This is a genomic window from Streptomyces sp. NPDC048521 (assembly GCF_043199855.1).
Classification (GTDB): Bacteria; Actinomycetota; Actinomycetes; order Streptomycetales; family Streptomycetaceae; genus Streptomyces.
The window spans coordinates 14,803-27,561 of the sequence record NZ_JBICWR010000001.1 but is presented as its reverse complement, the minus strand read 5'-3'; the positions used below and the strand labels follow the sequence as shown (position 1 = coordinate 27,561).

Annotated in this window: 12 protein-coding genes; 10 read left to right on the top strand and 2 right to left on the bottom strand. The window is 74.2% G+C overall.

Annotation, left to right across the window (positions count from 1 at the left end; translation table 11 throughout):
- Positions 1-8 precede the first annotated feature (8 nt).
- The 8 genes from ACGFRF_RS00150 (at position 9) to ACGFRF_RS00115 (ending at position 8,403) form a co-directional block, all read left to right on the top strand.
- Entirely contained in the window at positions 9-1,133 is a 1,125-nt protein-coding gene (locus ACGFRF_RS00150) for an inositol-3-phosphate synthase (RefSeq protein WP_393735566.1), read from the top strand.
- Positions 1,130-1,972, top strand: a complete 843-nt coding sequence (locus tag ACGFRF_RS00145; protein ID WP_393735564.1) for an SCO3242 family prenyltransferase — start codon at positions 1,130-1,132, stop codon at positions 1,970-1,972. The genes ACGFRF_RS00150 and ACGFRF_RS00145 overlap by 4 nt, the downstream gene beginning before the upstream one ends.
- Complete coding sequence (locus tag ACGFRF_RS00140) at positions 1,969-2,850, top strand: sugar phosphate isomerase/epimerase family protein (RefSeq protein ID WP_393735562.1); 882 nt, start codon at positions 1,969-1,971, stop codon at positions 2,848-2,850. The genes ACGFRF_RS00145 and ACGFRF_RS00140 overlap by 4 nt, the downstream gene beginning before the upstream one ends.
- Positions 2,851-3,226: 376 nt before the next feature.
- Positions 3,227-3,841, top strand: coding sequence for an EboA domain-containing protein (locus ACGFRF_RS00135; RefSeq protein WP_393737073.1), 615 nt, complete (start codon positions 3,227-3,229; stop codon positions 3,839-3,841).
- On the top strand, positions 3,841-4,689 hold the full coding sequence (locus tag ACGFRF_RS00130; RefSeq protein WP_393735560.1) for a TatD family hydrolase: 849 nt from the start codon (positions 3,841-3,843) through the stop codon (positions 4,687-4,689). The genes ACGFRF_RS00135 and ACGFRF_RS00130 overlap by 1 nt, the downstream gene beginning before the upstream one ends.
- 2 nt (positions 4,690-4,691) lie before the next feature.
- The gene (eboE, locus tag ACGFRF_RS00125; protein ID WP_393735558.1) at positions 4,692-5,861 is read left to right on the top strand and encodes a metabolite traffic protein EboE; all 1,170 of its coding nucleotides are present in this window, start codon (positions 4,692-4,694) and stop codon (positions 5,859-5,861) included.
- Positions 5,858-7,267: an alkaline phosphatase family protein gene (locus ACGFRF_RS00120; protein ID WP_393735556.1), complete on the top strand. Its 1,410-nt coding sequence runs from the start codon at positions 5,858-5,860 to the stop codon at positions 7,265-7,267. The genes eboE and ACGFRF_RS00120 overlap by 4 nt, the downstream gene beginning before the upstream one ends.
- On the top strand, positions 7,264-8,403 hold the full coding sequence (locus tag ACGFRF_RS00115) for a sugar phosphate isomerase/epimerase family protein (protein WP_393735554.1): 1,140 nt from the start codon (positions 7,264-7,266) through the stop codon (positions 8,401-8,403). The genes ACGFRF_RS00120 and ACGFRF_RS00115 overlap by 4 nt, the downstream gene beginning before the upstream one ends.
- 61 nt (positions 8,404-8,464) lie before the next feature.
- Here ACGFRF_RS00115 and ACGFRF_RS00110 read toward each other — a convergent pair whose 3' ends face one another.
- Positions 8,465-8,665: a hypothetical protein gene (locus ACGFRF_RS00110; RefSeq protein ID WP_393735552.1), complete on the bottom strand. Its 201-nt coding sequence runs from the start codon at positions 8,663-8,665 to the stop codon at positions 8,465-8,467.
- A gap of 111 nt (positions 8,666-8,776) precedes the next feature.
- Between ACGFRF_RS00110 and ACGFRF_RS00105 the strand changes: the two genes are divergently transcribed.
- Both ACGFRF_RS00105 and ACGFRF_RS00100 read left to right on the top strand, forming a co-directional pair.
- Entirely contained in the window at positions 8,777-11,170 is a 2,394-nt protein-coding gene (locus ACGFRF_RS00105) for a molybdopterin oxidoreductase family protein (protein ID WP_393735550.1), read from the top strand.
- Positions 11,167-11,658 (top strand): hypothetical protein, encoded by a 492-nt coding sequence (locus ACGFRF_RS00100; RefSeq protein WP_393735548.1) that lies wholly within the window; start codon positions 11,167-11,169, stop codon positions 11,656-11,658. The genes ACGFRF_RS00105 and ACGFRF_RS00100 overlap by 4 nt, the downstream gene beginning before the upstream one ends.
- Before the next feature lie 17 nt (positions 11,659-11,675).
- Here the strand turns inward: ACGFRF_RS00100 and ACGFRF_RS00095 are convergent, their stop codons facing one another.
- Positions 11,676-12,758, bottom strand: coding sequence for a type I phosphomannose isomerase catalytic subunit (locus tag ACGFRF_RS00095; protein WP_393735546.1), 1,083 nt, complete (start codon positions 12,756-12,758; stop codon positions 11,676-11,678).
- Position 12,759: the final 1 nt, after the last annotated feature.

The window sequence follows — 12,759 nt, the reverse complement described above, 5'->3', positions numbered from 1 at the left end:
GGCTGCCCATGTCCGCGCCCCCCTCCCGTTCCCCGCGTGTCGGCGTCTGGCTGATCGGGGCCCGTGGCTCCGTCGCCACCACCGTGGTCGCGGGCTGTGCCGCGCTGACCGCCGGGCTGCGCCCGCCGACGGGCCTGGTCACCGAGGAGCCGACGTTCGCCGACTGCGGCCTGCCCGCGCTGTCGTCCCTCGTCTTCGGCGGCCACGACACCACGGACTGCCCCCTGCCCAAGCGCGCCGAACAGCTCGCCGCCGGCGGTGTCCTGCCGCCCGGCCTCCCCTCGGCCGTCGCCGCCGAACTCACCGCGGCCGACGGCGAGATCCGAACCGGCGGCCCCCTCCCCGGCGACACCCGCGGCGAGGAGGAACTGATCACCGCCTTCACCGCGGACATCCGGGACTTCGTCCGACGGCGTGGGCTGGCCCGCGCGGTGGTGGTGAACGTGGCCTCCACGGAACCGGCCGCGACCGGCACCGCCCTCCCGCCGAGCTCGCTCTACGCCGCGGCCGCCCTGCGCGCCGGCTGCCCCTACGTCAACTTCACGCCCTCCACGGGCCTGCACCACCCCACGCTCGCCGGCCTCGCCGAGGCCGCCGGGCTGCCGTACGCCGGCCGGGACGGCAAGACCGGGCAGACCCTGCTGCGTTCCGTCCTCGGGCCGATGTTCGCCCAGCGGGCGCTCACCGTGCGGGCCTGGTCCGGGACCAACCTCCTCGGCGGCGGAGACGGCGCCGCCCTCGCCGACCCGGCCGCCGCCGCGGCGAAGAACGCGGGCAAGGAACGCGTCCTCGCCGACACCCTCGGCACCGCCCCCGAGGGCGAGGTCCACATCGACGACGTACCGGCGCTCGGCGACTGGAAGACCGCCTGGGACCACATCGCCTTCGACGGCTTCCTCGGCACCCGCATGATCCTGCAGACCATCTGGCAGGGCTGCGACTCGGCGCTCGCCGCACCCCTGGTTCTCGACCTGGCCCGCCTGGTCGCCCGCGCCCAGGAAACGGGCCGCACCGGCGCGCTCGCCGAACTGGCCTTCTTCTTCAAGGACCCGGTGGGGGACGCACCGGCGGGCCTGGCGGAGCAGTACGAGCAACTGGCGCATTTCGCCGACGCGTTGAGGGCAGCGAGGTGAGCCGGCTGCGCGCCTGGGCCGAACTCCTGCGCCTGCCGGCCCTGTTCACCGTCCCCGGGGACGCCCTGGCCGGAGCGGCGGCCGTGTCCGCCCGCCCGGGCCGGCGCACGGTGCTCGCGGTCGGCTCCTCGCTGTGCCTGTACGAGGCCGGGATGGCGCTCAACGACTGGGCCGACCGCGCCGAGGACGCCGTGGAACGCCCGCACCGGCCCCTGCCGTCCGGCAGGATCCGCCCCGCCGCCGCGCTCACCGCGGCCTGCGCCCTCACCGCCTCCGGCCTCGCGCTGGCGGCCCGCGCCGGCCGCCCGGCACTGACGGTCGCCCTCCCGCTCGCCGCCACCGTGTGGTCGTACGACCTGCTGCTCAAGCACACCCCGGCGGGTCCCTTCGCGATGGCCGCCGCCCGCGGCCTCGACCTGCTCCTCGGCGCCGCCGCCACCACCGGACGGCTCCGCCCCGCCCTGCCGTCGGCGGCCCTGCTGGGCACCCACACCCTCGCGGTCACCGCCGTCTCCCGCCAGGAGACCCGCGACGGCTCCCCGCTGCCGCCGCTGGCCGCATTGGCCGCCACGGCCGCCGTGACCCGGCTCGTCCCCGACCGCCCGCTCACCACCGCCCTCGCCCTCAGTTACGCCGCGACCGCCGCCCGCCCCTACCTCCACGCCTCCCTCAACCCCTCGCCCCCGCTCACCCAGCGCGCCGTCGGCGCCGGCATCCGCGCCACCGTCCCCCTGCAGGCCGCGCTCGCCGCGCGCGCCGGAGCCACCGCCACCGCACTGGCCGCGGCGGCCCTCGGCCCGCTCGCGGCGCGGTGCGCCAGGAAGGTGAGCGTCACATGAGCGCCCTCCGCTTCGGCTACGGCACCAACGGCCTCGCCGACCTCCGGCTGGACGACGCCCTCGCCCTGCTCGCCGACCTCGGCTACGACGGCGTCGGCCTGACCCTCGACCACATGCACCTCGACCCGCTCGCCCCCGGCCTCGCCGACCGTACCCGCCGGGTCGCCGAGCGCCTGGCCGAGCTGGGGCTCGACGTCACGGTGGAGACCGGGGCCCGGTACGTCCTCGACCCGCGCCGCAAGCACGGCCCCTCGCTGCTCGACCCGGACCCCGAGGCCCGGGCCCGCCGCGTGGACCTGCTGCTGCGCGCGGTGCGGGTGGCGGCCGACCTCGGTGCGCACGCCGTGCACTGCTTCAGCGGAACCGTTCCGCCGACCGTCACCGACCCGGCCACGGCCTGGCAGCGGCTCGCCGCCTCCCTGACCCCTGTCCTCGACGCGGCGGACGCCGCCGGCGTCCCCCTGGCCATCGAGCCCGAGCCCGGCCACCTCGTCGCCACGCTGGCCGACTTCCACCGTCTGCGCCGCCTTCTGGGTGACCCGCCCGCTCTCGGCCTCACCCTCGACATCGGCCACTGCCAGTGTCTGGAACCCCTGCCGCCCGACGAGTGTGTGCGCGCCGCCGCGCCCTGGCTGCGGCACGTGCAGATCGAGGACATGCGGCGCGGTGTCCACGACCATCTGCCGTTCGGCGAGGGCGAGATCGACTTCCCGCCCGTCCTCGCGGCCCTCGCCGCCACCGGCTACCAGGGCCTCACGGTCGTGGAACTGCCCCGCCACTCCCACGCGGGCCCGCACCACGCCGCCACCTCCCTGCCCTTCCTCCGCCACGCCGCCGACGGCGTCCGGGCCGCCGTACCGGAAGGGAGCAACCTGTGACACCCCACCGCCCCACGTTCTCCCCGCCGCTCCTTCGCCGCGGGCCGGGTGTCGGCCGGGTGGCGCCGGGTGGGGAGTGCCGGGTGAGTCTGCGCCGCGCCGTGGTCTGCTCGCCGTTCCTTCGCAGCGCGCTCGGTGTCGGCCGCGTGGCGCCGGGAGGGGAGTGCCGGGTGAGTCTGCGCCGCGCGGTGGTCTGCCCGTTCCTTCGCCGCGGGCCGGGTGTCGGCCGGGTGGCGCCGGGTGGGGAGTGCCGGGTGAGTGCGTGCCGGGGCGAGGCCGCCCTGTCGTTCCGCCGTCGTGCGGTCGGTGTCGGCCGCGTGGCGGTCGCCGTGACTGAAGGGAGCACCCCGTGACCCGTTCGACCGTCGCAGCGGCACTGTCTCTCGGTGCCCTGCGTGAGGACCTCGACGCGCACCTCGAGCCGGCTGCCCGAACCTGGCTCCAGCGGGCCCTGGGCGAGGCCGCCGACCACCCCGGCGGGCATGGGCCCATCTCCGTGTGGGAGCTGCGCCTGGCGGAGGCCGGACGCCGGTGCGGCGGCCGACACGCCGACGCCGCCCGCGTCCTGATCCTGCACGCGGCCCGCGCGGACACCGCCGCCCTCACCCGTGTCTACCGGCAGGGCACCGCCGCCGAACGCCGGGCCGTGCTGCTTGCCCTGCCCCACCTGGTGCCCGGTGCCGACGCGATCCCCCTGGTCGAGGACGCCCTGCGCACCAACGACACCCGGCTGATCGCCGCCGCCGTCGGCCCGTACGCGGCTCGTCACCTGGACGCCCACGGCTGGCGGCACGCCGTCCTGAAGTGCCTGTTCACCGGCGTCCCCGTCGACGCGGTGGCCGGCCTCGCCGAGCGCGCCCGCGCCGACACCGAACTCGCCCGGATGCTCGGCGACTTCGCGGCCGAACGCACCGCCGCCGACCGTCCCGTCCCCAGCGGCCTGTACCGCGTACTGGCCCTGGCCACCGCGGAGACCCGCAAGGAGTCCTGATGCGCCTGTTCGACCCGCACATCCACATGACGTCCCGGACCACCGACGACTACGAGGCCATGCGGGCCGCCGGGATCCGCGCGGTGGTGGAGCCCTCGTTCTGGCTCGGCCAGCCCCGCACCTCGCCCGCCTCCTTCCTCGACTACTTCGACTCCCTGCTCGGCTGGGAGCCGTTCCGCGCCGCCCAGTACGGCATCGCCCACCACTGCACCCTCGCCCTCAATCCCAAGGAGGCCAACGACCCCCGCTGCGTGCCCGTGCTGGACGAACTGCCCCGCTATCTCGTCAAGGACCAGGTGGTGGCGGTGGGCGAGATCGGCTACGACTCGATGACCCCGGCCGAGGACGACGCCCTCGCCGCACAGCTCCAGCTGGCCGCCGCCCACGGCCTGCCCGCGCTCGTGCACACCCCGCACCGGGACAAGCTCGCGGGCCTGCGCCGCACCCTCGACGTCGTCCGCGAGTCGGCCCTGCCCGCCGACCGCGTCCTGGTCGACCACCTCAACGAGACCACCGTCAAGGAGGCCAAGGACAGCGGCTGCTGGCTGGGCTTCTCCGTCTACCCCGACACCAAGATGGACGAACGGCGGATGGTGGAGATCCTACGCACCTACGGGCCCGAGAAGGTGCTCGTCAACTCCGCCGCGGACTGGGGCCGCAGCGACCCGCTGAAGACGCGCAGGGTCGCCGACCTGATGCTGACCGAGGGCTTCTCCGACGACGACGTCGACCTGGTGCTGTGGCGCAACCCCGTCGCCTTCTACGGACTCAGCGGCCGCCTGGACCTGGAGGTGGTCCCACCGGACGCCACCCATGAGGGCAACTCCCTGGCACGCGGAGGGGAGTGAGGATGCGTTTCCGGCACCCCGACGGTACGACCGTCCACCTCGCCTACTGCACCAACGTCCACCCCGCCGAGACCCTCGACGGCGTCCTCGCCCAACTGCGCGACCACTGCGAGCCCGTCCGGCGCCGGCTCGGCCGCGACCGCCTCGGCATCGGCCTGTGGCTGGCCCACCGCGCCGCCCGCGCCGTCGACACCGACCCCGCCGCACTGCGCACCCTGCGTCGCGAACTCGACCGGCGCGGCCTGGAGGTCGTCACCCTCAACGGGTTCCCGTACGAGGGGTTCGGGTCCGACGAGGTCAAGTACCGCGTGTACGAGCCCGACTGGGCGGACCCCGCGCGCCTGGCGTACACCACCGCCCTGGCCCGGACCCTGGCCGCACTGCTGCCCGACGACGTCACCGAGGGCAGCGTCTCGACCCTGCCGCTCGGCTGGCGCACCACCTGGACCGCCGACCGCGCCCGCACGGGCCACGCCGCCCTGCGCACCCTCGGCGCACGCCTGGACGCGCTGGCGGAGCTGACCGGGCGCTCGATCCGCGTCGGCCTGGAACCCGAGCCCGGCTGCACCGTGGAGACCACCCAGGACGCCCTGGCCCCGCTCACCGCCGTCGGCCACGACCGCATCGGCGTGTGTGTCGACACCTGCCACCTCGCCACCTCCTTCGAGGACCCAGAGACCGCGCTGGACGGTCTCGCCGCGGCACGGACACCCGTCGTGAAGGCCCAGCTGTCGGCCGCCCTGCACGCCGAACACCCCGACCGGCCGGAGGTCCGCGAAGCCCTCGCCGCGTTCGCCGAGCCCCGCTTCCTGCACCAGACCCGCACACCCATACCCGCCGGCCTGCGCGGCACCGACGACCTGGCCGAGGCGCTCACCGGCGACACCCTGCCCACGACGGCACCGTGGCGCGCCCATTTCCACGTCCCGCTGCACGCGGACCCCGCCGCACCGCTGACCGCCACGCTGCCCGTCCTGCGAACCGCCCTCACCCGGCTGGTCGGCGGCCCCCGCCCGCTCACCCGCCACCTGGAGGTCGAGACCTACACCTGGCAGGCGCTCCCGCCCGGCCTGCGCCCCCGCGGCCGGGACCGGCTCGCCGACGGCATCACCGCCGAACTCTCCCTGGCCCGCGACCTCCTGACCGACCTCGGCCTCAAGGAGCTGCCGTGACCGCCCCCACCCCGCTGCTCGTCCTCGACGTGGTCGGCCTCACCCCTCGGCTCCTCACGCACATGCCGCACCTCAAGGCCCTCGCCGACACCGGCTCCCGGGCCCACCTCGGCACCGTCCTGCCGGCCGTCACCTGCGCCGCCCAGTCCACCTTCCTGACCGGCACGCTGCCCGCCGAGCACGGCATCGTCGGCAACGGCTGGTACTTCCGCGAACTCGGTGACGTCCTGCTGTGGCGCCAGCACAACGGCCTCGTCACCGGTGACAAACTCTGGGACGCCGCGCGCCGCGCCCACCCCGGCTACACGGTCGCCAACATCTGCTGGTGGTACGCCATGGGCGCCGACACCGACATCACCGTCACCCCGCGCCCGGTCTACTACGCCGACGGCCGCAAGGAACCCGACTGCTACACCCGACCGCCCGCCCTGCACGACGAACTCACCGAGAAGCTCGGTACGTTCCCCCTGTTCCACTTCTGGGGGCCGGGCGCGGACCTGGTCTCCAGCCAGTGGATCATCGACGCCACCCGCCACATCCTGCGCACCAGGCAACCGGACCTGACCCTCTGTTACCTTCCCCACCTCGACTACGACCTGCAGCGCCACGGCCCCGACGACCCCCGCTCGCTGAAGGCCGCCACCGACCTCGACACGGCCCTGGCCCCGCTGCTGGACGACGCCCGCGCCGAGGGCCGTACCGTCGTCGTGCTGTCCGAGTACGGCATCACCCGCGTCAACCGGCCCGTCGACATCAACCGGGCCCTGCGCCGGGCCGGCCTGCTGGAGGTCCACACCCAGGACGGCATGGAGTACCTCGACCCGATGGCGTCCCGCGCCTTCGCCGTGGCCGACCACCAGATCGCCCACGTCTACGTCCGCCGCCCCGAGGACCTGGCCGCCACCCGCGCCGCCCTCGACGGCCTGCCCGGCATCGAGCAACTCCTCGACGAGGAGGGCAAGAAGGAGCACGGCCTGGACCATCCGCGCTCCGGCGAGCTGGTGGCGGTCGCGGAGCCGGACGCCTGGTTCACGTACTACTACTGGCTGGACGACGCCCGCGCCCCCGACTTCGCCCAGCTCGTGGAGATCCACCGCAAGCCCGGCTACGACCCGGTCGAGCTGTTCATGGACCCCCTCGACCCCTACGTCAAGGTCAAGGCGGCCGCCGCGCTCGCCCGCAAGAAGCTCGGCCTGCGCTACCGCATGGCGGTCGTCCCCCTCGACCCCGCACCGATCCGGGGCAGCCACGGCCGCCTCCCCGCGAGCGACGACGACGGTCCGCTCCTCCTGTGCTCCACCCCCCGCGCCGTCGGCGACCGCATCGCGGCCACCGACGTGAAACCGCTCCTGCTGCACCTCGCCGGTCTCACCGCCGACGACCCGTCCAGAGAGAGGCACCCGTGAACAGCACCCAGCACACCGACGAAGACCTGCGCCGCAGCCTCGGCATCGGCCGCCGCCGCTTCCTGAGCACGTGCACCGCCGTCGCGGCCGGCGCCATCGCCGCCCCCGCCTTCGGCGCGAGCCCCGTCCAGGCCGCACCCCGGCCGGCCGGCACCGGCCACGGACACGCCCTCGTCCCCGCGGACAAGCGGGGCATCATCCTCTACACCGTCCGTGACGCCATCGGCCGCGACCCGCTGTCCACCTCGCTGCCGTCCGGCTTCCGCGCCGTGTTCGCCCAGCTCGCCCGCTTCGGGTACCGCCAGGTCGAGTTCGCCGGTTACGGCCAGCACGCCAACGCGCCCGGCGGGGCGAGCATGGAATCCGTCGAGGGCGCCAAGCTGCTGCGCCGCTGGCTGGACGACTACGGCCTGCGCGCCCAGGGCAACCACGGCTTCATCCCCGGTTCCTGGCCACTGACCACCGCCGACCTGGACACCTTCAAGAAGCACCTGGAGATCGCCAACATCCTCGGCATGGCCCACATGGGCACCGGCGGCGACCCCACCAGCAGCTCCTACAAGGCCGACTGGGACGTGGCCGCCGACAAGTGGCACGCCCTCGGGGACATCGCCCGTCGCGCCGGACTGAAGCTGTACACCCACAACCACGACGCGGCCTACGGCTTCCTCCTCGACGGCGGCCCGCTGGACGCCCAGGGCCGGCCCACCCGCAGCTCCGGCATCCGCAAGCTGGAGTACTTCCTGTCCATCACCGACCCGAAGCTGGTCTGGCTGGAGATGGACGTCTTCTGGGCACACGTCGCCCAGTACAAGTTCCGCACCTACACCGCCCACGACGGCTCGACGCAGACGAACGTCTTCGACCCGGCCGGCCTGGTCACCCGCCACGACAAGCGGTATCCGCTCTTCCACGCCAAGGACGGCGTCGTCAACACGACCAACGGCATGGGCTACGACATGGTCCCGTTCGGCACCGGCGTCATCGACTACCGGACGTTCTTCTCCCGCGTCGGCCACCGGAACTACCACAACCCGATGGTCGAGCAGGACAACGCCCCGAGCGCCACCGCCCCGGCCCAGTCGCTGGAACACGCGGCCATCGGCTACCGCAACCTGGCGGCGCTGCGCCGCTAGCGAGCACCGCCCCGCACGAGGGCCTCCCCGTTCGGGCACCGGGGAGGCCCTCGCCGCTGTGCTACGCGTTCTCCGGGCGTTCGCCCTTCGGGCCGCGGCCACGCTCCGTCCTCGGGTCCCGGCTCCGCCCCTCGGGCTCCTGCTGCAGTGACTCGTCGGCGACGGTGTTCGCGTCCTGGTCGGAGATCCCCGAGCGCTCGGCCTCCTTGCGCCGCCGCGCCCGCTGGGTGTCGTACTTCTTGCTGCCGGGTTCGGGCACCACGATCACCTCCTGCCCCCGGCTCCCCGCCGCTTCCGGGCGGCAAACGCGGGTATCCGGGGCTGACTGGGTACTCGCGTGCGCAGGCCGAGGAGACCACCCGGAGGTGTGACCGTGAGCACGGAGCCCGATCGCATCGCAGATCCCTGGGGTGAACGCACCCCCTACGACCGAGGTGCCCCCTGGCCGGCCCGCACCGACCAGCACCTCGCGCCAGGACTCACCGAGGACGACGTCGAGCGGTGGGTGCAGTCCGTCTCCCTGCTGCACTCCAACGGCGACGCCATGGACATCGCCGTACGGCACGGACGCATCGTCGGCGTGCGCGGGCGGACCGGTGACCGGGTCAACCGCGGCCGGCTCGGCCCGAAGGACCTGTACGGCTGGCAGGCCAACAACTCTGCGGACCGGCTGACCAGGCCGCTCGTCCGCGAGGGCGGCCGGCTGGTCCCGACCGACTGGGACACGGCCATGGACCGGATCGTGACCCGCACCCGGCACCTGCTCGACGAGCGCGGACCCGGCTCCCTCGGCTTCTACACCACCGGCCAGCTCTTCCTCGAGGAGTACTACACCCTCGCCGTGCTCGCCCGGGCCGGCATCGGCACCAACCATCTGGACGGCAACACCCGGCTGTGCACGTCCACCGCCGCCGAGGCGCTCAAGGAGAGCTTCGGCTGCGACGGGCAGCCCGGCTCGTACGAGGACATCGACCACGCCGACGTCCTCGCCCTGTTCGGACACAACATGGCCGAGACGCAGACCGTGCTGTGGGCGCGCGTACTGGACCGGCTCGCCGGCGGCGACCCGCCGGCACTCGTGTGTGTCGACCCCCGGACCACGCCGGTGGCGCGGCGGGCCACCGTCCACCTGGCGCCCCGCCCGGGCACCAACGTGGCACTGCTCAACGCCCTCCTCCACGAGATCATCCGCAGGGGCCGGATCGACCGTGCCTACATCGACGCGCACACCGTCGGCTACGAGGAACTGGTGGCCCGGGTCGAACCGTGCACGCCCCGCTGGGCCTCCCGGATCTGCGACGTACCGGCCCCCGCGATCGCGCGGGCCGCGGAGATCCTGGGCGACGCCGAGCGGCTGACCTCGACCGTGCTGCAGGGCTTCTACCAGTCCCACCAGGCCACCGCGGCCGCCGTCCAGGTCGACAACCTGCACCTGATCCGGGGCATGCTCGGCCGCCCCGGCTGCGGTCTGCTGCAGATGAACGGCCAGCCCAGCGCGCAGAACACCCGGGAATGCGGCGCCGACGGCGACCTGCCGGGCTTCCGGAACTGGCAGAACGACCGGCACGTGGCCGAACTGGCCGAGCTGTGGAACGTGACCCCGGACCGCATCCCGCACTACGCGCCGCCCACCCACGCGATGCAGATGTTCCGGTACGCCGAGCAGGGCACGATCCGGATGCTGTGGATCACCGGCACCAACCCGGCCGTCTCGCTCCCGGAACTCGCCCGCATCCGCTCGATCCTGGCCCAGGAACGCCTCTTCGTCGTCGTCCAGGACCTGTTCTTGACCGAGACCGCCCAACTCGCCGACGTCGTCCTGCCCGCCGCGACCTGGGGCGAGAAGACCGGCACCCTCACCAACGCCGACCGCACCGTGCACCTGTCCGACAAAGCCGTCGACCCGCCCGGCGAGGCCCGCGCGGACCTGGACATCTTCCTCGACTTCGCCGCACGCATGGACTTCCGCGACAAGGACGGCGGCCCGCTGATCACCTGGCACGACCCCGAGTCGGCGTTCGCGGCCTGGCAGCGGTGCAGCGCCGGCCGGCCCTGCGACTACACCGGCCTGAGCTACCAGCGGCTGCGCGCCGGCACCGGCATCCAGTGGCCCTGCACCGCGGACGCCCCCGACGGCACGCCGCGCCTCTACACCGACGGCATCACCTTCGCCCACCCCGACACCTGCGAGAGCTACGGCAAGGACCTGGTCACCGGTGCCGCCGACGAACCCGTCGAGTACCGCTCGCTCAACCCGGACGGCAAGGCGGTCATCAAGGCGGCCGAGTACCTGCCACCGCACGAGGACACCTCACCGGACTTCCCGCTCCAGCTGATCACCGGCCGCACGGTCCACCACTTCCACACCCGCACCAAGACCGGCCGCGCCCCCGAACTCAACGCCGCCGCCCCCGACGTCTGGGCCGAACTGTCCGGCGCGGACGCCGCCGCCCTGGGCCTGCACGCCGGCGACCTGGTCGAGGTCGGCACCCCGCGCGGCGCCGTACGGGCCCGGCTGCGGATCGCGCCGATGCGGGACGGCGTGGTGTTCGTGCCCTTCCACTACGGCTACTGGGACACCCCGGCCGGTCACCGCCCCGCCGACGACGGCGCGGGGCGGGCCGCCAACGAGGGCACGATCACCGAGTGGGACCCCGCCTCCAAGCAGCCCCTGTTCAAGACCTGCGCGGCACGCGTCACACTCGTCGAGCCCGGCACACGGGCGGCGCGGGACCACACCGGAAGCACCGCGAGGAGCGCCCGATGAACGCCCTCAGCCTGACCCTGCGCACCCTGCACCACGGCGAACGCCACCTGGAGAAGGCGCTCCTTGCCGCGGCCGAACGGCACCGGACCGAGCACGAGATCCACCATGTGGCCACCGACCTGGCCCGCTGGTCGCACGAGCACAGCGCCCGCCTCGCCGACACGGGCCACCATTACGGCCTCGACCTCGCCGGACCGCCCGACGACTACTCGCCGGGCCCGCTCGCCGCCCTGCGCGCCAAGGCGGCGGAAGCCGTCGGCCGCCGCCCGGAACCCGGCCTCGCCCTCCTCCACGACCTGCTCGACCTGCACCTGGCCGCCGCCCGCAACTCCGTCCACTGGGAGATGCTCGCCCAGGCCGCACAGGCGAGCCGCGACACACGGCTCCTGGGGCTCGCGACCGCCTGTCACCCGCAGTCGTTGCGCCAGGCCCGCTGGACCAACACCCTGATCAAGGAACTCTCGCCACAGGCGCTGACCAGCGTCTGAGCACTCACTCTGAGCACTCAGCCCGCCTCCGGGCCCGCACCGAGAGCGGCGATCGCGGCAGGCCCGTGGCCGGCGGCCGCCAACGGGGCCCGGACGTCGGCCTCGAGATCGGGGAGGTAGCCGAAGAGGACGTCGGCGGGCCCGTCCACCCGCACCGCGCCGAGCGCGGCGGGCAGCAGCAGAGTCCGTGCGCGGTCGAGCCGACCGGTCCAGCCGCCGGAGGTCACCGTGACCGGCGCACCGGCATTGCTGAGGATGTGCGCCGTGGAAAACGCACGCCTGACCTGGGCGGTGCGGCCGGCGGTCCAGCGCTCCAGGGCGAAGTACGGACCCGCGCACAGCACCGTCCGCACCACCGTGTCCTCCACGGGAACGCTCAGACCCGGCTGGAACTCCGGCCGCGGCGCGGGCCGCCACTCGTCGAGCAGCCGCGCGATGTTCGCCTCGCGTTCCCGCTCGTCGACGGGGGCACCGTCCTCCATGCGCCAGGGCATCGCGTGCTGCTGGATGTCCGAGGTCTGCTCGATCTCGTACACCAGCGTGCCGGGCCCGAAGCTGTGCAGGGTCCCGCCGGGGACGTAGACGGTCTGTCCGGCGCGCACCGGCAGGCGGCGCATGACCGCGTCGAAGTCCTGCGCGAGCAGCGCCCGGCGCAGTCGCTCCCGGTCGACACCGGCCCGTACCCCGACCAGTGCGGTGGCTCCGGGTACGGCGTCGAGGACGTGCCAGGCCTCGGTCTTGCCGTTGGGCTCGCCCTCCAGGCGCCGCGCGGTGGCGTCGTCGGCGTGCAGATGGACGGGCAGCGCACGGGTGCCGTCGATGAATTTGGTGAGCAGCGGGAAGCGCGGCCCGTTCGGGCGGGCTCCCAGCAGCTCGCCGGGGTGCTCGGTGATCAGCTCCCGCAGGGCCCGCCCGGCCAGCGGGCCCTCGGCCACGGCCGCACCCTCCCCGTCGACGTCGCTGACCTCCCACGTCTCGGCGACCGGGCCGTCCGGCAGACCGGTCCGGCCCAGCCGGTCGGCCAGGGCCCGCCCGCCGAAGACGTGCTGCTTGACGGGCGTGGTCAGCCTGAGGGGATACCAGGTCGCGGGGCCCGGCATC

Excerpts from the sequence above, each read along its gene's own strand:
- ACGFRF_RS00140 (WP_393735562.1), top strand. The coding sequence starts at position 1,969 with ATGAGCGCCCTCCGCTTCGGCTACGGCACCAACGGCCTCGCCGACCTC.
- eboE (WP_393735558.1), top strand. The coding sequence starts at position 4,692 with ATGCGTTTCCGGCACCCCGACGGTACGACCGTCCACCTCGCCTACTGC.
- ACGFRF_RS00130 (WP_393735560.1), top strand. The coding sequence starts at position 3,841 with ATGCGCCTGTTCGACCCGCACATCCACATGACGTCCCGGACCACCGAC.
- ACGFRF_RS00150 (WP_393735566.1), top strand. The coding sequence starts at position 9 with ATGTCCGCGCCCCCCTCCCGTTCCCCGCGTGTCGGCGTCTGGCTGATC.
- ACGFRF_RS00100 (WP_393735548.1), top strand. The coding sequence starts at position 11,167 with ATGAACGCCCTCAGCCTGACCCTGCGCACCCTGCACCACGGCGAACGC.
- ACGFRF_RS00095 (WP_393735546.1), bottom strand. The coding sequence starts at position 12,758 with ATGCCGGGCCCCGCGACCTGGTATCCCCTCAGGCTGACCACGCCCGTC.